The 20,244-nt window shown below is 47.1% G+C and carries 17 protein-coding genes and 1 other annotated feature; of the genes, 9 read left to right on the top strand and 8 right to left on the bottom strand.

Annotation, left to right across the window (positions count from 1 at the left end):
• Positions 1–441 precede the first annotated feature (441 nt).
• The 3 genes from ACE3MZ_RS14420 to leuC form a co-directional block, all read right to left on the bottom strand.
• Complete coding sequence (locus ACE3MZ_RS14420; protein WP_411342850.1) at positions 442–1,869, bottom strand: N-acetylmuramoyl-L-alanine amidase; 1,428 nt, start codon at positions 1,867–1,869, stop codon at positions 442–444.
• Positions 1,870–2,119: 250 nt separating this feature from the next.
• Complete coding sequence (gene leuD / locus ACE3MZ_RS14425; RefSeq protein ID WP_411342851.1) at positions 2,120–2,722, bottom strand: 3-isopropylmalate dehydratase small subunit; 603 nt, start codon at positions 2,720–2,722, stop codon at positions 2,120–2,122.
• A gap of 104 nt (positions 2,723–2,826) precedes the next feature.
• Positions 2,827–4,251: a 3-isopropylmalate dehydratase large subunit gene (leuC, locus tag ACE3MZ_RS14430; RefSeq protein ID WP_411346801.1), complete on the bottom strand. Its 1,425-nt coding sequence runs from the start codon at positions 4,249–4,251 to the stop codon at positions 2,827–2,829.
• A gap of 323 nt (positions 4,252–4,574) precedes the next feature.
• Between leuC and ACE3MZ_RS14435 the strand changes: the two genes are divergently transcribed.
• Together ACE3MZ_RS14435 and ACE3MZ_RS14440 are read left to right on the top strand one after the other, a co-directional pair.
• A complete protein-coding gene (locus ACE3MZ_RS14435) occupies positions 4,575–5,501 on the top strand; it encodes a LysR family transcriptional regulator (RefSeq protein WP_411342852.1) in 927 nt (308 codons plus the stop codon).
• 310 nt (positions 5,502–5,811) lie between these two features.
• Positions 5,812–6,540 (top strand): DsbA family oxidoreductase, encoded by a 729-nt coding sequence (locus ACE3MZ_RS14440; RefSeq protein WP_411342853.1) that lies wholly within the window; start codon positions 5,812–5,814, stop codon positions 6,538–6,540.
• Positions 6,541–6,836: 296 nt separating this feature from the next.
• Here the strand turns inward: ACE3MZ_RS14440 and ACE3MZ_RS14445 are convergent, their stop codons facing one another.
• The 4 genes from ACE3MZ_RS14445 to ACE3MZ_RS14460 all read right to left on the bottom strand — a co-directional run bounded on the left by ACE3MZ_RS14445 (position 6,837) and on the right by ACE3MZ_RS14460 (position 10,034).
• Positions 6,837–6,953, bottom strand: a complete 117-nt coding sequence (locus tag ACE3MZ_RS14445; protein WP_411342854.1) for a putative metal homeostasis protein — start codon at positions 6,951–6,953, stop codon at positions 6,837–6,839.
• Positions 6,954–7,198: 245 nt separating this feature from the next.
• On the bottom strand, positions 7,199–7,804 hold the full coding sequence (locus ACE3MZ_RS14450; RefSeq protein WP_411346802.1) for an alpha/beta hydrolase: 606 nt from the start codon (positions 7,802–7,804) through the stop codon (positions 7,199–7,201).
• A 60-nt stretch (positions 7,805–7,864) separates the two neighbouring features.
• Complete coding sequence (locus tag ACE3MZ_RS14455) at positions 7,865–8,803, bottom strand: ring-cleaving dioxygenase (protein ID WP_411342855.1); 939 nt, start codon at positions 8,801–8,803, stop codon at positions 7,865–7,867.
• Between the two features lie 421 nt (positions 8,804–9,224).
• Complete coding sequence (locus tag ACE3MZ_RS14460) at positions 9,225–10,034, bottom strand: carbon-nitrogen family hydrolase (protein ID WP_411342856.1); 810 nt, start codon at positions 10,032–10,034, stop codon at positions 9,225–9,227.
• Positions 10,035–10,350: 316 nt separating this feature from the next.
• Between ACE3MZ_RS14460 and ACE3MZ_RS14465 the strand changes: the two genes are divergently transcribed.
• The 7 genes from ACE3MZ_RS14465 (at position 10,351) to mtnB (ending at position 18,289) form a co-directional block, all read left to right on the top strand.
• The gene (locus tag ACE3MZ_RS14465) at positions 10,351–11,583 is read left to right on the top strand and encodes a pyridoxal phosphate-dependent aminotransferase (RefSeq protein WP_411342857.1); all 1,233 of its coding nucleotides are present in this window, start codon (positions 10,351–10,353) and stop codon (positions 11,581–11,583) included.
• A 314-nt stretch (positions 11,584–11,897) separates the two neighbouring features.
• Positions 11,898–12,116: a binding site (T-box leader), on the top strand.
• 113 nt (positions 12,117–12,229) lie between these two features.
• Positions 12,230–13,339, top strand: a complete 1,110-nt coding sequence (proB, locus tag ACE3MZ_RS14470) for a glutamate 5-kinase (RefSeq protein ID WP_411342858.1) — start codon at positions 12,230–12,232, stop codon at positions 13,337–13,339.
• A 156-nt stretch (positions 13,340–13,495) separates the two neighbouring features.
• A complete protein-coding gene (locus ACE3MZ_RS14475; RefSeq protein WP_411342859.1) occupies positions 13,496–14,755 on the top strand; it encodes a glutamate-5-semialdehyde dehydrogenase in 1,260 nt (419 codons plus the stop codon).
• Positions 14,756–14,896: 141 nt separating this feature from the next.
• Complete coding sequence (gene proC / locus ACE3MZ_RS14480; protein ID WP_411342860.1) at positions 14,897–15,766, top strand: pyrroline-5-carboxylate reductase; 870 nt, start codon at positions 14,897–14,899, stop codon at positions 15,764–15,766.
• A complete protein-coding gene (locus ACE3MZ_RS14485) occupies positions 15,763–16,977 on the top strand; it encodes a 2,3-diketo-5-methylthiopentyl-1-phosphate enolase (protein WP_411342861.1) in 1,215 nt (404 codons plus the stop codon). Before proC ends, ACE3MZ_RS14485 begins: the two co-directional genes overlap by 4 nt.
• Positions 16,974–17,648 (top strand): 2-hydroxy-3-keto-5-methylthiopentenyl-1-phosphate phosphatase, encoded by a 675-nt coding sequence (locus ACE3MZ_RS14490; protein ID WP_411342862.1) that lies wholly within the window; start codon positions 16,974–16,976, stop codon positions 17,646–17,648. Before ACE3MZ_RS14485 ends, ACE3MZ_RS14490 begins: the two co-directional genes overlap by 4 nt.
• Positions 17,645–18,289 (top strand): methylthioribulose 1-phosphate dehydratase, encoded by a 645-nt coding sequence (gene mtnB / locus ACE3MZ_RS14495; RefSeq protein ID WP_411342863.1) that lies wholly within the window; start codon positions 17,645–17,647, stop codon positions 18,287–18,289. The genes ACE3MZ_RS14490 and mtnB overlap by 4 nt, the downstream gene beginning before the upstream one ends.
• 427 nt (positions 18,290–18,716) lie before the next feature.
• Here mtnB and ACE3MZ_RS14500 read toward each other — a convergent pair whose 3' ends face one another.
• Complete coding sequence (locus ACE3MZ_RS14500; RefSeq protein ID WP_411342864.1) at positions 18,717–19,157, bottom strand: LysM peptidoglycan-binding domain-containing protein; 441 nt, start codon at positions 19,155–19,157, stop codon at positions 18,717–18,719.
• Between the last annotated feature and the right edge of the window lie 1,087 nt (positions 19,158–20,244).

Below are 20,244 nucleotides of genomic sequence, written 5' to 3' on the forward strand. Positions count from 1 at the left end.
TCCTCCTGCAAAAAACCGCCTGCTCGCGGTGTTCATCGCGACTCAGACGGTATCGTCTCGCGGTACCTGATGATGGGAATGCTGGGTTATGTTTCAGACTCTCGTGCTCCATCTTCAATGACAATACAATTCGTATCTTAACATGTTCCGGCTGTAATTGCACGCAAACTTTACATGAAATTTCAGCAATTTTATTGTCATTTAAAACAAACATTTAGCTTGCTTTCTAACTCGCTGTAGACTAGTAGATGCGGATGCCGCTTTCATATGCGTGATTTCCCGCTTTGCACCTGCAACGCCGTATCGCAGAAGTGCAATTCATGCTTTGGATTTGTGCACAACAATAAAAACCGGCGCCGTTCCGGTAAGGGAACAGACGCCGGTAAATTTTACATCCTGTGCTGCAAGCCGCAGCCTTGATGTGCGGGTAAAGGAATGGGTTTAGGATACGCCCATGTACTCCTTGATTCCTTTGACGATTGAAGCAGCTACTTGATCTTGCTTACTCGTATCCATCATTTTGGATTCTTCGGTTTTGTTACTAATGAATCCAACTTCTAGAAGCACAGCTGGCATGGTCGTTTCGCGAATAACGTGGAAATTGCCGTATTGCACACCACGATCTTTGAAACCGGTCGCTGCCACAAAGTACTTATGGATCGTTTGAGCCAGTTTCTTACTGCTGGCACGTTGATAATACGTTTCTGTACCAGAGGCTGCGGAAGAGCCGCTGCTGTTGGCATGGATCGATACGAATACGTCTGCACCAAGCTTCTCGGCGATCTTCACACGTTCCTTCAATTCAAGGAAGGTGTCATCCGAGCGAGTCAGAATGACATCGATATTCGGGTCCTGCTTGAGCAGAGCTTCTACTTTCAGTGCAAGTGCCAAATTTAGCTTTTTCTCTGTCGTTTGCGAACCGATCGCACCCGGATCCTGATCACCGTGTCCGGCATCGATCACGACTACTTTTTTACCGGAATCGCCTACACCTGTACCTGGCTGTGTTGGCCCGGTTGTCGTTGTTGGTTCAGTCGTTTTGCCCGTATCGGGTGTCAGATCAACGATCAATAGACTGTCTTCTGTGAAGACTTCATAGTTTTGTTTGTTTTTCAGATCAATGACGATCCGTACGCTGGATGGGTCCGTGCTGTATTGCGAATAACGAATCTGGGATACGTTATCGTTGTTTGGCACGGCGATTGTTGCAATCTGACCTGCACTTGCATCCGGTCCTTGAGCGGCAAAGCCGGCACCGAAGTTGGCGTTAGGCAGATCGACCACAATACGATCCGGCGAATCCATTTTGGACACTTTTGGCGTTACGCTCTTGTCGAGCGTCACCAGCAACCGACTTTCGCTGAAGCTGATGCCATTCACCAGTGCAAGACCATTTTCGGCACTACCTGTTCCCGAGCCCGAATTCGTTCCTCCGCCGGTGTCATCACCCGAAGTTGTCAGTGTTACAATTTTGTCGCTGTTGTTCCAGCTAAGACCGATGCCCATCTGCTCGCTAACGAGACGGATCGGAACCAGTGTTGTACCGTTCTGAACGACTGGTGCCGTGTTCAGATTGTACGTCGTGTTGCCAATCGCAGCGGATTTTTTACCGATAAACAGCTGAATCGACTTGCTGTCGCTGTCGATCGTCACCCGACCTTCCGATTGATTCCACTGTACCTTATAGCCCAGATTTTCCGAAACGACGCGGATCGGTATCATGACCGAGCCATCAATATTTTGTACATCTTCCGGAATGCTGAGTTCCTGGCCGTTCAGTACAACTTTTGTGCTAGTGGCGGCTTCACCGATATGGGGAAAGGACCACAAAAACACAAACAAAAACATCAAAAAACCCAATTTCTTCATTCTTCACCCCTACCATTCCCAGTTTGATTACCGAACTACCCAGCACGGCTGTACCGGCAAATTATTACCAGACGACTAATTAGACGCTTATGCCTATTAAAAGTTGCGAAGGAATTTGCAAATCCATATGTATTTTTAAAGGAAGCTTGCATAAACACGCAAAAATAAAAATGCATAACCCTCTGTCCTATTATATCGACAGGGGCATGCATTTTTATGAAAGAATAGCACAAATTTATGTTCAGAAGAATCAAGCAAACAGATGAGCACCACGTGTTTTCTCATACTCATTGATCGCATCGCTATGTTGCAGCGTCAGACCGATATCATCCAAGCCTTGCAGCAGGAATTGACGACGATGCTCGTCCAGATCGAAGTGAATCTCCAGACCGTAGATATCAGTCAGCTTTTTCTCTTCCAGATCGACGGTCAGTGTATAGCCTTCGTGAGACTCGGTACGTTCAAACAGATCCTGTACTTGCTCCTCAGACAGCTTAATCGGCAGAATGCCATTTTTGAAGCAGTTATTATAGAAGATATCCGCGAACGAAGGTGCAATCACACAACGAAACCCATAGTCCATGATCGCCCATGGTGCGTGCTCACGGGAAGAACCGCAACCAAAGTTAGCACGCGAGATCAGTACAGATGCACCTTGATAACGCGGTTTGTTCATATCAAAGTTCTCGTTCACATTGCCTTCTTCATCCCAGCGCCATTCGTAGAACAGAAACTGACCGAAGCCTGTGCGCTCAATGCGCTTCAAGAATTGTTTTGGGATGATCGCATCCGTATCTACGTTTACCCGGTCAACCGGGGCAACGATACCGTTCAATTTCGTAAATGCTTCCATTGTAAAGACTCCTCTCTGAGTTGCCGTGCAGGGTTATACATCGCGTATTCGTATTCGTATTCGTATTAACAATGATATACTGCTTAAAAAATATTAATGTGGTATCAGTTCAAGACTGGTTCGGATTTGAATTCCCAATCGCGTACATCGGTAAAGTGACCTTTGATCGCCGCCGCTGCCGCCATTGCTGGAGATACCAGATGCGTACGTCCGCCGCGACCTTGACGACCTTCAAAGTTACGGTTCGATGTGGATGCGCAGCGTTGTCCTGGTTTCAATACGTCTGGGTTCATTGCCAGACACATACTGCAACCTGCTTCGCGCCATTCAAAACCAGCTTCTTTGAAAATAACGTCCAGCCCTTCTTTCTCTGCCTGCAATTTTACACGACCGGAGCCGGGTACTACGATTGCAGTCAGACGATCGGATACTTTGTGTCCGCGTGCTACTTGAGCAGCGGCGCGCAAGTCTTCGATACGACCGTTCGTACAGGAGCCGATAAATACATAATCGACCGGAATCTCAGCCATTTTGGTGCCTGGTGCGAGATCCATATATTCAAGCGCTTTTTCAGCGGCTCTACGTTCATTTTCAGTTGTGAAATCAGCCGGATTCGGTACTGCGGATGTAATATCCGTACCCATACCCGGGCTCGTTCCCCAGGTTACTTGTGGAATCAAAGCTTCTACATCAAACTCAATCACACGATCATACGATGCGTCTGCATCGGATGTCAGCTGCTGCCAGCGGGATACCGCTTCGTCAAATGCTGCACCTTGTGGTACATATTCACGTCCACGCAGATAAGAGAATGTTGTTTCATCCGGTGCGATCAGACCAGCGCGTGCGCCGCCTTCAATCGACATGTTGCAGACGGTCATACGCTCTTCCATCGACAGTGCGCGAATTGCTTCGCCGGTATATTCAATTACATAACCCGTTGCAAAGTCGGTCCCGTATTTTGCGATCACGCCGAGGATCATGTCTTTTGCGGTTACGCCGGTTTTGCGTTTGCCGTTAAAGCGAATTTCCATCGTTTTGGACTTGGATTGTTGCAAACACTGCGTTGCCAGAACATGTTCCACTTCGCTTGTACCGATACCAAAAGCAAGTGCGCCGAATGCGCCGTGTGTAGACGTATGGCTGTCACCGCAAACGATTGTTTTACCCGGATGTGTCAGACCCAGTTCTGGACCCATAACGTGAACAACACCTTGGTCGATGGTATCAAGGTCAAACAGTTTTACACCGAAGTCGCGACAGTTCTGAGTCAGCGTATCGATCTGCTGTTTGGAAATAGGATCGGTAATATTAAAGCGGTCAAATGTCGGTACGTTGTGATCCATCGTAGCAAATGTCAGCTCTGGACGGCGGACTTGACGATTGCTCAGACGCAGACCTTCAAATGCTTGCGGAGACGTAACTTCGTGTACGAGATGCAGGTCGATGTACAATACGCTCGGCTTGCCTTCCTCGTTATAGATTTCGTGATTGTCCCAAATTTTCTCATACAATGTTTGTTTACTCATCATATTCACCCCATCATAGATTGAGAGTCAGCAGTGATCATGCTCCAACAAAACCTGTTCAACAGACTTTGCAAAGCTTCGGACCTGAAACATGTCGATCTGCGTTTCCCTGTACTGTGCCTGATCGTATTCGTTCAACATTGCCATACGGTTTGCAGTGTGGCTGTCACTGTATCGTCAGACGGTAAGAATGACGACCCTTTTTATAATAATTATAATATAACATTGCCTGTACGATAGGTCTAAGATATTATAACTATAGAAGCTATAGGTTTATCTTATAAGACAAATACAGCAAGATCACATCCAAAAGGAGCCACATTATGGAACTCAGACAACTACAGTATGCCCTGCAAATCGCCGCCGAGCGCAACTTTTCCCGTGCAGCCGAGAAATTGCATATCGCCCAGCCTTCGCTCAGTCAGCAATTGTCCAAGCTTGAAAAGGAACTCGGTGTGTTGCTATTTCAGCGTAATACAAGCAATGTGGAATTGACGCACGCCGGAGCAAGCTTTGTTGAGCATGCTCAGAAGATCATTGATTCAGTGGAACAACTGCGCCGCGAGATGGCAGACATTTCCCAGCTGCAAAGTGGACGCGTGATCGTCGGCAGTATGCAGATTACCGGCTCCCATCTGCTGCCTCATGTGCTGCCCGATTTTCGTACCAATTATCCACAGATTGATGTTGTTTTATTGGAAGATACTTCGCTTAATCTGGAAAAGCTTACTGCCAGCGGTCAAACCGACCTTAGCCTGCTCGCCCTGCCTCTAACAGAATCATCGCTCACATATGAACCGGTTGCAGAGGAGCTGATCGATCTGGCAGTTCCGCCTGATCATCCACTCGCCAAGCGATTCATGGATGGAGATCACCGCCCTGTCACACTCAAGGAGCTAAAAGACGAATCATTCATCGTATTGAAAAAAGGACAAGGCTTCCGCAAAATTGTGTTCGATGTATGCAAGGAAGCTGGCTTTGAACCGAAAGTTGTTTTTGAAAGCAATAATATAGAGACGATTCAATCACTCGTCGCCACCGGCATGGGTGTGACGTTTGTTCCTCATTATATCGCCCGTGCTCGGCGTGGGGAATTTCTACCCGTCTACTTGCCGCTAGCTGAACCAATTCCAAGTCGCACGCTTGTGCTGGCGCGTCGCAAAGGGCGGTATTTATCCAAAGCGGCGGAAGCATTTATTGAGTCGTTCAGAGATACGATGGAAAATGTCGTCACGCGCGAACGGCTGTAGCTTGGGAGTGAAGATCGATCGTAACGTATAAGTTTTCATTATGTGTACATTATGAGCAAACATTCACGATACAATAAAATGACTGCAATAGATCAACGTACGTGATTATCTATTGCAGTCATTTTATTGAGAACTGTATTCGATATTTATTTAGTTGATTATTAAAAGTAATCATTATATACTGGAGAAGTGAACAGTTGTAACTAATACAGGTACAACACTAGCGAATGATCATCCATGTTCCTAGTGTTACAGCAGTATCGAACAGATTTTACCAAAAAAATCATTCTAATTTTGGAGGATATGTATAATGAAAATTGATATCTGGTCTGATTACCAGTGTCCGTTCTGCTATATCGGTGAAGCAAGACTGCACAAGGCGCTGGAGCAATTCCCGCATGCTGATCAAGTGCAAGTCAATTATAAAAGCTTTGAGCTAGATCCTTCTGCTGAGCGCGATATTCCACTGACCAACAATCAAATGCTGGCGCAAAAATACAATACTAGCATTGAACAGGTACGTCAGATGAACGCCAATGTAGGCGCACAGGCTGCACAGGAAGGATTGCATTTTGAATTTGACAGCATGATTCTAACGAACAGCTTTGATGCGCATCGTCTGATGCAATTCGCTACCGCTAAAGGCAAAGGCGAAGAAATGAACAAAGCGCTGTTCCATGCTTATTTTACCGAATCCCGTCATATCGGCGATCATGATACTCTGGCTGATATCGCTACCGCAGTCGGTCTGGATCGAAGCGAAGCGCTAGCTGTATTAAACAGTGAGCAATACGGCGAAGAAGTTCGTCGTCAGGAACGATTGGGCAGCCAGCTCGGCATTCAAGGTGTACCATTCTTCGTCATCAATGATAAATATGCCGTATCTGGTGCACAGCCGACCGATGCATTCAGCAAAGCACTGACTGATATCTGGGCGGAAGAACAACCGCTACAAATGCTGAACAATTCGGAAACTGGCGATATGTGTACAGACGAATCGTGTGCCATTCCAGAAAAAGGAAATGAACAGACGCGTTAAGTAGAATCCAAATGATACAATCCTAGTATAAGTGATACAGTCAAAGTACAAGTGATACAATCGTAGTACAAGTGACGCAATCCAAGTAATGGAACAATCCCGGTTATTCTTTGCAAAAAGAGTAACCGGGATTGTTGTTTATGTCTATTACATAATACAGAATCTTATAAAACGATGGATTGGGATCGAAGAAACCTATCTTGCGGGATGTTTGTTGGATGAGTGAGATACAGATCAGACGATGGCAGGTGTATTGTCATTGCTTATGGACAAAGCAGCAGTGAAGACGGAAAAGCTTATTTCTGACGTTTTTGCTTTTTCGCTTCTTTGATCACACGCAATGCACGGGCGCGAGTGACTTTATTTGGGCTTTTTAACTGACGATATGCAGTTGCTGTATCGGTTTTAGCCATTGGATTCACCTCCTAAGGTACAGATAACATAGAAGCTCTCCACTCTTCCTGTTATCTGATTCTTATTTAATAGTAATTATTACGATTTAATAATATAGTAAATGATAACTGTTCTCACTGTCAAGCGTAAACACGATTTCGTGTGTAAGGCTTACTCTACGTGATTCTGATCATAAATAAGCGGCATGCCAAGTTTCCCTGACATGCCGCAGTGTGTTACGCTCCAACTACTACTTACTCACTTTTCAGAAATGACGGTGAAACCATGCAGCCGCTGCTTGAGCTTCACTTGCTGTCAATTGGTGACCGTTATTTTCCCAGAGCAATTCCACCTCAGCCCCAGCATCGGTCAGCAATTGACCCAGCTCCTCACTCTCGGCACGCGGTACGATTGGATCATTACTACCCGACGCCATAAATACCGATGTACCAGTCAAATTCGGCAACTCAATACTGCGCAGTGGCACCATCGCATGATGCAAAATCGCACCTTTGAGCGACTGAGCATCATGGAACAGCAGACTGGCTGCGATATTGGCACCGTTAGAGTAACCCACCGCTACGATATTGCTGCGGTCAAATCCGTATTCGACTGCCGCCGCATCCAGAAAGGCATTCAGCTCATGTGTACGTGCGATGAGATCTGGTTCATCGAATACGCCTTCTGCCAGACGGCGGAAAAAGCGGGGCATGCCATTTTCCGATACGTTACCACGCACGCCAAGTACGGACGCCATTGGAGCGATCAGATCCGCCAGCGGCAGCAAATCACGCTCGGTTCCACCTGTGCCATGCAATAGCAGCAATACTGGTTGCTCCGGATTACTTCCTTGTTTAAAAATATGCTTCATCGTGTCTGTTGTCATCTATTGAATCCTCCTAGTCGCATCATTACTTATATTCCAATCGGATTAACGAAGCTTGCGTACCTGAATCGGCAGCAGATTATTTTCAATCAAATCACGTTGCGGTTCATACCATTCTGGCAGCATAAGCTTGCTTCCAAGTTGCTCAGCCGGTTCGTCATTGGCAAATCCCGGTGGATCGGTAGCAATCTCGAACAGAATGCCACCTTCTTCACGGAAATACACAGCGTTAAAATATTGACGGTCAATGACCGGTGTCGGCTGAAATCCAGCTGCTGCCACCTGACTGCGCCATTGCTCATGCTCGTCAAAGTCCGCTGCGCGCCAAGCGATATGATGCACCGTTCCAGCTCCGCCAATACCACGTGGCAATTCATGATTATTCACATCGATTATATTGCCAAGATCGCCAGTAGCTTGGAAGCGTACATACCCCTCTTCCTCAGCAATGCGTGTTAAGCCTAGCACATGCTCTACCGTATGCAGCGTACGTTCAGGCAATGCGCTGAACAGCACCCCACCGCCGAAGCCCTTGATCGCTTCCGCCGCAGTGATACCATCCCACTCCCACGTATTGGTTGTACCTGCTTCACGCTCGACCAGTTCAATCCGCAATCCGTCATAATCGCTAAAACGCAACAATTGCTCACCAAAGCGGCTGACGGTCTCAACTTGAATATTCAATTTTTGCAAACGATCTGTCCAGAATGGCAGTGCTCCTGGTGGTACAGCGAATACAGTAATGCCCAGTTGTCCGCTACCTACCACACCGCGACGCGCTCCTGGCTGCGGGAAGAAGGTAACAATCGTGCCCGGTGCTCCGCCTTCATTGCCAAAATACAGATGATACACATCCGGTGCGTCAAAGTTAATCGTCTGCTTGACCATGCGCAGACCGAGAATACCAGCATAGAAATCCACATTGCGCTGCGGATCAGTAACGAATGACGTAATATGATGAATGCCTGCAGTACGAAGAGTCATCGTGTTCAGCTCCTTTTGGATAGGGGATAGAATATACTAACTATTTAATATCTTAATTTAAGACGTTTTCTATTTTTCTATTATAGCCTGTTCCTATGCAAAGAAAAGAGTAAACGGCAAAACTATTTCAAAACCACAACTAACTAACTTTTAGTTAGTATAATGTTCTATTCATTTTGTCATTCCTCAAAACGTAGTATCATTTCAGCAAGCTTGATGTCGCCAAGTTTTGTTTTACCAAGCTTGGCTCGTATGCCGTCTTTCTTTACAAAAAAGCTCTTCGTCGTTCCCTTTAAGTACGCAATACTGTAACGGAAACGCCAAAGAGCTTCATATGCTTTTATCACCTGTTGATATAGACGACCTAACAATGTCCAGCACCAGCCTGAACAGCATTATAGTACGATCCTAGCACTACATCTTATTCCTGATGTCGGTACAATTCTGGTCGGCGGTCGGCGAATACTGGTATCCGTCCGCGCACCTCGTCGGACAAATCCAGATCAATCGTTGCGGTTAAAATGCCTTCCTCTTCCCCGCTCTCAGCGATCACTTCCCCCCACGGATCGATAACCATCGAGTGACCGAAAAAGGTACTTTTCGCATCGCTGCCAACACGATTGCAGGCGATGACATACATTTGATTCTCAATCGCGCGCGCTGTCAGCAGTGTACGCCAGTGATGCAGACGCGGATTGGGCCATTCAGCAGGCACAAACCATACTTTTGCCCCTGCCAGTGCCAGCGTACGCGCCAGTTCGGGAAAACGAATATCGTAGCAGATGGATGCCGCAGCGGTCACATCGCCCAGTGGAAACAATGCCGTCTCTTCGCCGGGCTGCATGAACTTTTCCTCGTCCATCAGCTTGAACAGATGAATCTTGTCGTACTTCGCCTGTTGCTGTCCATCCGCGCCATGTACATATAATGTATTGTAAAATCCACTATCACGCTGCTCTGATATAGAACCGCCAACTAGCACTATGTTATGCTCACGCGCCGTCTCACTCAGCCAGCGGTTGATCGGACCATGCTCCGGTTCGGCGATACCGTCCAGTCGATCCAGCGCATACCCGGTATTCCACATTTCTGGCAGTACGATCACATCCGGGCGCTGCTCTGCGTTCATCGCACGCTTGATCCATTCTCCGGCGCGGCGTATATTTTCCTGCGGATCAGCCAGCGCGATATCCATTTGAATCAGGCTGATATGGTATTGTCGTGCAGTCATTGATCATCTCTCCCTGTGTGCTGTATATTGCATTTATCATAGCCGCAGCAACGACCGAAAAGCAATATTTCCAGACAATTCCTCTATACCAATCGGAAAAATCGTGATAGATTAGGAGAACTATGTCAGTCCCCAAGAAAAGCAACATTTTATACAGCCTGTAACGAGCATCACATTGCGCTTAGCATGTACAGCAGGTTAGCATATACAGCAGCTCAATATCGAAATGAGCGTTGCATCTATATTCAACTTGTATCTTTTCCATTACACAATAGTGTGCACCATCTCAAATATAGCAACCGGAGTGATGAAGACGATGTCCAATGTGAACAATAGCAGCGTATCCGCATTTCCTATTCAACCAGCGGGAATGATGAATGAATTGCCAGAGCAGTTTTTTGCCAAATTGGTGCAAGATGTGAATCGGCATGTGAACGCCGGGCATGATGTAATCAATCTTGGTCAAGGGAACCCGGATCAACCGACCCCGCCGCATATTGTTGAGGAGTTGCGCGAGGCGGCAGGCAATCCACAATATCATAAATATTCGCCATTTACCGGCTATCCGTTTCTGAAAGAAGCAATTGCGAAGCGGTATAAGGAAGATTACGATGTCGATCTTGATCCGCAGACAGAAGTAGCAATTTTGTTCGGTGGCAAGACCGGTTTGATTGAGATCAGCCAAATTTTGCTGGAAAAGGGCGACATCTGTCTCGTTCCTGATCCCGGGTATCCAGATTATTGGTCAGGTGTAGCATTATCCGGTGCAGAGATGAGCTTTATGCCGCTGACTGAGGATCATGCGTACTTGCCAGATTATAGCGCGATCTCGCCGGACGTGCTGGAACGGGCGAAGCTGATGTTTCTCAACTACCCGAACAATCCGACGTCAGCGACGGCTCCGTTATCTTTTTATGAAGAAACGGTAGCATTTGCACGCCGCAATCAGGTTGTGGTGGCGAGCGATTTTGCGTATGGAGCGATTGGATTTGATGGGCAGAAGCCGGTTAGCTTTTTGCAGGTGCCTGGTGCGAAGGAAGTCGGTGTGGAATTTTATACCCTATCCAAGACGTACAATATGGCGGGCTGGCGCGTAGCATTTGCGCTCGGTAACAGCGAGATTATTCGTCTGATCAATCTGATGCAGGATCATGTGTATGTGAGTCTGTTTGGCGGCATTCAGGCAGCGGCAGCACGAGCATTAACGGATGATCAGCAATGTGTAACGGATCTGGTGGATCGCTATGAATCGCGCCGGAATGCCTTTTTTGAAGAGCTGGACAAGATCGGTTGGCAAGCAGAAGCGCCCAAAGGCTCGTTCTTCTGCTGGTTGCCTGTACCGGAAGGCATGGATTCGCGACAGTTCGCCACATTGCTGCTGGAGCAGGCGCATGTTGCGGTTGCGCCGGGTATCGGCTTTGGTACGGGCGGCGAAGGATATGTGCGCATTGGTCTACTCACGTCCGAAGAACGATTGCGTGAAGCGGTGCAACGAATTGGCAAGCTGAATCTATTCGGTAAAAATGAAACGGAATCCCGCAAAGACTGAATATATCTCATCAAGACTTCATTCGCTCTATAACAGCCAACATCGTTATCCAAGCTTCCAACGGATTGTTTACCCAATAAATAGCTGGATATAGTTGCAACCATTATCGTCGTGATCGGCACCATGCAGCATGTATGTTCTGCAAATACCGATTCTTAGACAACAAATCGCACTATCCCTGCCACGCGGTACTTGGCAAAAGTCACAGTCCGTGCTATCCTAATCAGCAACACCGATTGTACGGAATCCCGTACATCGGACACCATGACATAATCATCTGACCGGAGCGGCGATAAACCGCACGGACAATTATACAGAACGCAATGAAGGGAATAGTAAGCAAATACAGCGGCGTGCATAGAGAGTGAATTCCAGAGGCTGAAAGGATTCACCGCCAGCTCCTGCTGAACCTGCCCCCGAGCTTTCGGCGCCAAACGCCGGACGGACTTCCCGCCGTTATCGGGCTTCAAGCCGGACAGCTCTGTGCTGTCAATAAAGGTGGTACCGCGGAAGTGCAGACTTTCGTCCTTTGTATTCATGTTGGATACGGAGGGCGGGAGTCTTTTTTGCATTCTCCCCTTCGTATGCCGCAGCATGTCATCATCAAGTGATGTTGTGTCGTATTATGCAGAAGGAGTGAATCATCATGCAACACCAGCGTATTGTCGTGAAAATCGGCAGCAGCTCGCTGACCGGACCACAGGGTGGTCTGAATCATGAAGCGGTGGACTTTTTTGCCGCCGAAATCGCTGCATTGCAGCAGCAAGGACATTCGGTTCTGCTCGTCACCTCCGGTGCGGTAGCTGCCGGATTCCGCGAAATCGGGTATCTGTCGCGCCCACGTCTATTACACGAAAAGCAGGCTGCCGCCTCCGTCGGTCAGGCGCTGCTTATGCGCGATTACCAGCAGGCATTTGCCCAACATGGGATCGTCAGCGCCCAGATTTTGCTGACACGGGGTGATTTTACTCATCGGAAGCGGGCAGGCAATGCCAGCATGACGATTGAGGAATTGCTGAAGCAGAATGTAATCCCGATCATCAATGAAAATGATACTGTCTCTGTCGACGAGCTAAAATTTGGCGATAACGATACATTGTCCGCACTCGTCGCCAATCTTGCCAAAGCATCGCATTTGCTCATTTTGACGGATGTAGATGGATTGTACAGCGCTAATCCGAACAAAGACCCAGAAGCCGTACATTATCCCGTAATCGACGAAATTACTGATGAGATTTACGATATGGCGGGCGGCGCTGGCTCAGCAGTCGGTACAGGCGGAATGCGTTCCAAAGTTGATGCAGCCAAAATCGCCACTCGCGGCGGAATCGAAGTATTCGTTGGACGTGTGAACCAGCCGGGCGATCTGCTGCTTGCTGCGAATCATCAGGGCAAAGGGACGTATTTCTCTACCCACAGTGCATCGTTGCCGATGAAAAAGCAGTGGCTCGGCTTCCTATCTGTTCCACTCGGTACACTCATTATCGACGAAGGTGCCGAACGCGCATTGATTGATAATGGACGCAGCCTGCTCCCGGTTGGGATTCGCCAGCTTGAAGGGCAATTCCATGCTGGCGATGTAGTCGAGGTGCAAAATGTACAACGTGATGTACTTGGACGCGGCATCGTCAATTATGATTACGATCAATTGCAGCAAATTATCGGTCTGCCAAGCAGTAAAATTGCCGAAACGCTAGGCGTCGATCATGTTCAGCATCTCGAAGCCGTTCACCGGGACGAATGGATTACATTATAATAAGAATGAAAGTATAAACAATCGACTGCCCCATCATATATGCCTTTGAACAACCATAACGGTATATCGATAACATAAGCACAGCTATTCATCATGAAGGTTATCACTGTGAAGTAGACGGATGGTCATACATTATTTTCAAGGAGGAATCACGCAATGACTGAAGTAAGCGAAGTTGTACAAAAGGCAACGCTAGCAAGCCGTGCGGCACTGCCACTCGCCAACGTCTCCACTGCTGACAAAAATGCGGCACTGCGACAGATGGCAGATGCATTGGTCACACGATACGAGGAGATCATCGTCGCCAATGAGGTAGATATTGAAAATGGTCGTGCCAACGGCACTTCCGAATCGCTATTGGATCGATTGCGCTTGACCAAAGAACGCATCGAGGATATTGCCGAAGGATTACGCCAAATTGTGGAGCTAAATGATCCGATTGGCGAGCTGCTAGAAACGATTCAGCGCCCTAACGGTTTGCAAATCCACAAAATTCGCGTACCCATCGGCGTGCTCGGTATGATCTACGAAGCCCGTCCCAATGTGACGGTCGATGCGGCAGGATTAGCACTCAAAACTGGTAACGCCATCGTATTGCGTGGCGGTTCCGCTGCCCTCTCTTCCAATCGCAAAATTATCGAGGTGCTGCATGACGCGCTCAACGATTCTGCCGTTCCTGCGGATGCACTGCAATTGATTGAAGATTCAGATCGCGCCTCTGTCAATGAAATGATGAAGCTGAACGGTCTGATCGACGTGATCATCCCACGTGGTGGCAGTGCGCTAATTCAAAATGTCGTGCAAAACTCTACCGTACCCGTGATCGAAACGGGCGCAGGCATTTGCCATACGTATGCCGACGAATCTGCCGACCAGCAGATGGTAGCAGACATCGCCATCAATGCCAAAGTACAGCGCCCTTCCGTCTGCAACTCGATGGAAACGTTCCTTGTTCATTCCGGTTACGATCAGCAAGCGTTTATTCGTCTGGCTGAACAATTGCGCGATGAATACCATGTGGAACTGCGCGGCTGTCCGCGTACCCGTGAGCTGCTGCACTGGGCAACCGGTACAACTGAGCAGGATTATGCGACCGAGTATAACGACTATATTTTAAATGTGAAAATCGTCGACTCGCTGGACGAGGCGCTACAACATATCGCCACCTACGGCACCAAGCATTCGGAATGTATCGTGACCAAAGATCAGCATCACGCGGACCGATTCATGCAAGAAGTAGACGCGGCAGCGGTATATCACAATGCCTCTACCCGGTTCACCGATGGATTCGAATTCGGCTTTGGTGCAGAGATTGGCATTAGCACCCAGAAGCTGCATGCACGCGGACCGATGGGCTTGCCATCTCTCACCTCCACCAAGTACAGAATCTACGGCACAGGTCAGACACGCGGCTAAAAGTAGGTACCAGTACAGCTTGTTTTACACGTTTGGTTCGCCTTGCCTATGTTGTATTGGCACCTTGCTCCAATGGTAGTACGCCACAATCATGCTTTATCAAATATAGATCAATATTGGAATTAGGAAGGATAGATAAATATGGGTCATTCTGCAAAACAACATACATTAATCAATCAATCGATTTGCTTCTACGGCGCAGGCTCGATGGCGGAAGCTATTTTGCGCGGACTAGTGAACCGTTCGGTCGTTGTACCGGGTCAGGTCACGATGCTGAATCGCAGCAACAAAGATCGTATGAACTATCTCATCCAGCGTTACGGCGTTTCGGTCGTTACTAATGAAACGCAGCGTGATGAAGTGCTGCAACATGCCGACATTATCGTACTGGCGATGAAGCCTGTCGATGCAGCCGCTGCGCTTGGGCAGCTCAGCCCACTGCTGAACGACAATCAACTGCTCGTATCGGTGATCGCCGGACTCGAAGTGGAAACAATGCAATATGTACTTGGCAAAAAACAGCCGATTGCACGTACCATGCCCAATACATCCAGCACGATTGGTCTGGGCGCAACCGGTCTCGTCTTCTCCGCAGAAGTGACAGCCGACCAAAAACAAACGGTACAGCATCTCTTTGAAGCTGTTGGCACGGTAACGGAAATTGCCGAGCAGCAAATGGAAACATTAACCGGCATCTCTGGTAGCGGTCCCGCTTATATTTATTATGTCATGGAAGCGATGATCGAAGCGGGCGTGCAGGGCGGTCTAACCCGCGAGCAGGCACATGAATTGACGGTGCAAACCGTCGTCGGTGCTGCCCATATGGTACAGCAAACTGGCGAACAACCTGCCGAGCTGCGCGCCAAAGTCACCTCGCCGAACGGCGCCACTGCGGCAGCTGTCAAAGTATTCGACGAGCATCAGATGAAGCAGATCATTATCCGCGGCATTGAACGCTGCGCAGAACGCTCCCGGGAAATGGGGGCAGCACTGAAGGAGGAGCATCTATGAGCTATTGCATCGCAACGTATCGCTGTCATGATCCAAAGGCAGATTTTCATAAAAAAGCAACGTCCATCGCCGTCGGCATGACCGTTGGTAGCTGGACCGAATTGCCTGCCGCCAAGCAACAATCAATGAAGAAGCATCTGGGCGAAGTCCTTTCAGTCGATGTGTTTGAGCCTGCTGATGGCGAACGATATGCGGATATTCGTATCGCTTACCCGGATGCTAACTTTAGCAGCGATATTCCGGCACTACTCGTTACCGTATTTGGCAAAATCTCTATGGACGGACGCATCAAACTGACGAATCTGGAATTTTCCGAGCGTTTTCTAAGTCATTTTGGTGGACCCAAATTTGGCTTACACGGTGTACGCCAGCTACTTGGCGTTCCTGAACGTCCGCTGCTGATGAGCATTTTCAAATCGGTCATCGGTCACGATCTGGACGAGCTGACGCGTCAATTCCGTGCGCAGGCGCTGGGAGGCGTCGATCTGATCAAGGACGACGAAATCCTGTTTGAAAATGAACTGACACCGATTGAGAAGCGTGTCGCAGCGTGCCGCAAAGCTGCCGAAGCCGCACAGGCGGAAACGGGCAAAAAGGTACTATACGCCGCCAATCTGACCGGTTCTACCTTCAAGCTGAAAGAGCAAGCGATCAAAGCAATTGATGCAGGTGCGAATGCGCTGCTGTTCAATGTACTGTCATACGGTTATGACGTTCTTGCCGAACTGAGCAACGATTCTGACATTAACATCCCGATCATGGCGCATCCAGCGCTTGCCGGTGCTTATTATCCGTCACCATATTACGGCATCTCCGCTTCTGTACTGCTTGGACAACTGATGCGTCTGGCAGGTACCGATCTGGTGCTGTTCCCTTCTCCTTACGGTTCGGTTACGATGCCGAAGGAAGAAAATATGGCAATCCGCGAGCAATTGCTTACCGGCAGTTTGCCGTTCAAAAGAAGCTTCCCTGTACCGTCAGCAGGGATTCATCCGGGGCTGGTGCCGCTCATTCTGCGTGACTTTGGCAATGATGTCATCATTAATGCAGGCGGCGGGATTCACGGCCATCCCGGCGGCGCCAGCGCAGGCGGACGTGCGTTCCAGCAGGCGATTGATGCGGCATTGTCTGGTATATCGCTGGCAGATTACGCTGTGCAGGGGCATACGGAACTGGCACAAGCGCTGGAAATCTGGGGCGGTGAAGTATGAGTCACAAGCAACCGGTAATCTTTTGCGACTTTGACGGTACGATTACGAATTCGGACAATATCGTAGCGATTATGAAGCACTTCTCTCCGCCGGGTTATCAAGAAATCATAGACGGCGTAGTCAATCAGCAGCGTTCCATTCGCGACGGTGTGGGCGCGATGTTCGGTCTGATGCCTTCTTCGCAAAAACAAGATATCATCGACTACGTATTGCAGCATGCAGGTATTCGTGAAGGCTATCGTGAATTTCTGGATTTTGTACGGTCACAGCAGATTCCGTATTACGTAACTAGCGGCGGGATCGACTTTTTCCTAAAGCCGCTGCTAGAGCCGTTTGATATTCCGCAAGATCATATTTACTGTAACAGTGCTGACTTTTCTGGTGAAAATATTACTATTCTATGGCCGCACCGCTGCGATGAGCATTGCCACAACGATTGCGGCATGTGTAAAACGACCGTTATGCGCGGTTTTCCACCAGAGCAATATGAACGCATTCTGATCGGCGATAGCCTGACTGATTTCGAAGGTGCCAAAATCGCTGATCTGGTCTATTCCCGTTCTGTACTCACTGACAAGTGCCGTGAGCTGGGCGTGCCGCATGTACCATTTGAGACATTTCACGATATTATCGACGATCTACGACAACGAACAGGAGCGATGCATACATGAGCTTTGCCAATATTGCACTTGAACATAAACAGGCGGTGCTGCAAGAGCTGAGTGGTATCAAGGAGCAATTTGCCGCACGACACTGGTTTCCAGGTACTAGCGGCAATCTGTCGCTGCGTGTGGGCGATTACGAGCCGGATAACTTCCACTTTGCGATTACAGCGAGTGGCAAAGACAAATCGGTCAGCACACCGTCAGACTTTCTGTTTGTTGATCAGCATGGACGTCCATGCGAGACGACAGCGCTAAAACCAAGTGCTGAGACGCTGATCCATTGTGAAATTTATCGTGAGACAGGCTGCGGTGCCGTGTTCCATGTGCATACGGTGTTTAACAATCTGGTAAGCGAATATTTTGGTGAACAGGGTGCCGTACCGATTCAAGGATTGGAATTGATCAAGGCGTTTAATATCTGGGAAGAAAATGCTGCGATTACCATCCCTGTACTGCCCAATTACGCTGAGATTCCACGCATTGCCGAATTAGTACCGGGCGTCCTCAATCAGAGTATACCGGGCATTCTACTGCGTGGTCATGGCATCTATGCGTGGGGTAAAAATGCGTTTGAAGCGAAGCGTCATTTGGAAGCATTCGAGTTCATTTTCGAATATATTTATCGCGATTTGTTGCTGCGTAAATAAATCACGACAACAACATATACAAACCATATCGATTTTGCACAAAACAACTATTTATGACTCATAAACTGGAAAATGTTTTCACAGAGATATTGCTAAATCTGAACATTAAATGCGTTAAACAAGTGTAATATTCGACTTTTTAGCGATGAAAACGTACAAAAAAGCTGACATTGTATGAAATGTCAGCTTTTTTTATATGAAAAAATGATTTTTATTATTGCCCTTTATAATAAATACCCGTATACTAAGTTCAATCGCATCAAGCAGGCATGCAATCACTCATGTTATTTCTACATAACTGACCGATACGCTGCACCGCTTCAATGACGAAGAAAGACGGAACACCCGTTATCATTATGGCAGTAATGATATCAGATATCCCGCTTCCGTTATGATTATCTGTTCTTGGCCGATCAGATCATTCTTCTTATTTTTGCGGAACAGTCAATTGAGTTCCAGCAGGCAGCAGGTTGTTGGCAGCAACCAGTTCGTCTACAGTGATACCGTATTGAGCAGCAATTTCAGTCAGGCTGGCACCTTGTGGAACGACAACAGTGACTTGGTTTTTAGCTTGCGTAGTTTCAGTAGCAGTTGTCTCGCTAGGGGCAGCTGCTTCTTCTTTTGTAGCAGTTGTTTCTTCGTCAGTAGGGTTTTGGTTACCGAACATTGCTTCGAATTGAGCATTTTGAGCATCCAAGAATGCTTGGTTGTCAGCAATACGATCTGCTTTGTCTTTGCGTTTCTCGTGGTTGGATTGCTCGCTTGCAGCGAAAGCGTGGTTAGCGTTGAATGGTACAGTTACAGCTACAGCGCCTACGCTCGCAGCAACAACAGTGGACAGCAGTACTTTTTGCAATTTGTGATTCATAATAGTTAAACTCTCCTTCAGTATGTGTATGATTTTGGTTTTACATATTGTAAACAAATCTAGTTAGATGAAAGTTCCGACGATTCGTAATGACGTATTCACGGGTTTTGGCAGTTGCCCGCTTCATCATAAATGAATAAATATAAGCCGTATCAGGCTTTTATTGCTCAGCCGGTACTTGTACTAACGAGGGCAAAAGCTACTTTACTCCTATTTCAAATAAATTGCAAGCCTACTAAAACCGTTTCAAAGCCCCTTTTCGCTCTCCTTCCGTACATCGCTTTATTTCCAGCATATTAAATATAACGCTTACATTTTACATGCTCTTGAATCTGTTTTGAAATAAAGTGCATATTTTTTCACTTTTTGTTTACATTTCAGAGCAGTGACAAGTTTTGTTCACAATTAGGCTGTATTCAAATTCGGTGTTATATAAACTCACATGAAAGAGGCTGGATTTTTCCTTTACGGTGTTTTTTGTGCACTCTTTTGTTTGTTTTCATATTGATTCCGTCATCTATTGTGGCTTTTACTTGGGATCGCTAATTGATAATCGACCTTTGTTCTATTAATTAGGATGACTATTTATTTGCTATATAAATGGCTTTTCTCCTCTTTCAGAATATTTGGTTGCTAGCTATTGCTACATTTCTCATATCCAAATGAGAAAAAGTAATATATTTTGATACTCAAAATCTGAAATACTTTTGTTAGAAAAACCTGACATGGAAAGTAGTTGCTTGCTTCCACTGATGACGAATGAAGTCTTTGATTTTTAATATGTCATTATAGATATATTTAAATGAGTGCAATATCATCGTGCATATTATTCATATATAACGGATTTTTATTCATATTTTTTAAATATCCATTTTGTTATATTAGTTGTATATTTTTGTAACAAAAATCTTTTTATTTCATCGTAAAATTTCTCAAAATTTTTTTTCGTTTCTTGCTGATTTGCTGCTTTTGACCTGCATTATGTATACCGATTGTTGCAGTATAATATCCCATTCGTATCTCAAACGTAGTCTATAGTCATAACACGATAGCATCGTTTTCACGTACAATCGTCTCATTTTATCGA

The organism is Paenibacillus sp. WLX1005, assembly GCF_046603685.1.
Lineage (GTDB): Bacteria > Bacillota > Bacilli > Paenibacillales > Paenibacillaceae > Saccharibacillus.

What these genes read in the sequence shown, in the direction of transcription:
- ACE3MZ_RS14420 (WP_411342850.1), bottom strand. Translation starts at nt 1,869, where the DNA reads ATGAAGAAATTGGGTTTTTTGATGTTTTTGTTTGTGTTTTTGTGGTCC.
- leuD (WP_411342851.1), bottom strand. Translation starts at nt 2,722, where the DNA reads ATGGAAGCATTTACGAAATTGAACGGTATCGTTGCCCCGGTTGACCGG.
- leuC (WP_411346801.1), bottom strand. Translation starts at nt 4,251, where the DNA reads ATGAGTAAACAAACATTGTATGAGAAAATTTGGGACAATCACGAAATC.
- ACE3MZ_RS14435 (WP_411342852.1), top strand. Translation starts at nt 4,575, where the DNA reads ATGGAACTCAGACAACTACAGTATGCCCTGCAAATCGCCGCCGAGCGC.
- ACE3MZ_RS14440 (WP_411342853.1), top strand. Translation starts at nt 5,812, where the DNA reads ATGAAAATTGATATCTGGTCTGATTACCAGTGTCCGTTCTGCTATATC.
- ACE3MZ_RS14445 (WP_411342854.1), bottom strand. Translation starts at nt 6,953, where the DNA reads ATGGCTAAAACCGATACAGCAACTGCATATCGTCAGTTAAAAAGCCCA.
- ACE3MZ_RS14450 (WP_411346802.1), bottom strand. Translation starts at nt 7,804, where the DNA reads ATGAAGCATATTTTTAAACAAGGAAGTAATCCGGAGCAACCAGTATTG.
- ACE3MZ_RS14455 (WP_411342855.1), bottom strand. Translation starts at nt 8,803, where the DNA reads ATGACTCTTCGTACTGCAGGCATTCATCATATTACGTCATTCGTTACT.
- ACE3MZ_RS14460 (WP_411342856.1), bottom strand. Translation starts at nt 10,034, where the DNA reads ATGACTGCACGACAATACCATATCAGCCTGATTCAAATGGATATCGCG.
- ACE3MZ_RS14465 (WP_411342857.1), top strand. Translation starts at nt 10,351, where the DNA reads ATGTCCAATGTGAACAATAGCAGCGTATCCGCATTTCCTATTCAACCA.
- proB (WP_411342858.1), top strand. Translation starts at nt 12,230, where the DNA reads ATGCAACACCAGCGTATTGTCGTGAAAATCGGCAGCAGCTCGCTGACC.
- ACE3MZ_RS14475 (WP_411342859.1), top strand. Translation starts at nt 13,496, where the DNA reads ATGACTGAAGTAAGCGAAGTTGTACAAAAGGCAACGCTAGCAAGCCGT.
- proC (WP_411342860.1), top strand. Translation starts at nt 14,897, where the DNA reads ATGGGTCATTCTGCAAAACAACATACATTAATCAATCAATCGATTTGC.
- ACE3MZ_RS14485 (WP_411342861.1), top strand. Translation starts at nt 15,763, where the DNA reads ATGAGCTATTGCATCGCAACGTATCGCTGTCATGATCCAAAGGCAGAT.
- ACE3MZ_RS14490 (WP_411342862.1), top strand. Translation starts at nt 16,974, where the DNA reads ATGAGTCACAAGCAACCGGTAATCTTTTGCGACTTTGACGGTACGATT.
- mtnB (WP_411342863.1), top strand. Translation starts at nt 17,645, where the DNA reads ATGAGCTTTGCCAATATTGCACTTGAACATAAACAGGCGGTGCTGCAA.
- ACE3MZ_RS14500 (WP_411342864.1), bottom strand. Translation starts at nt 19,157, where the DNA reads ATGAATCACAAATTGCAAAAAGTACTGCTGTCCACTGTTGTTGCTGCG.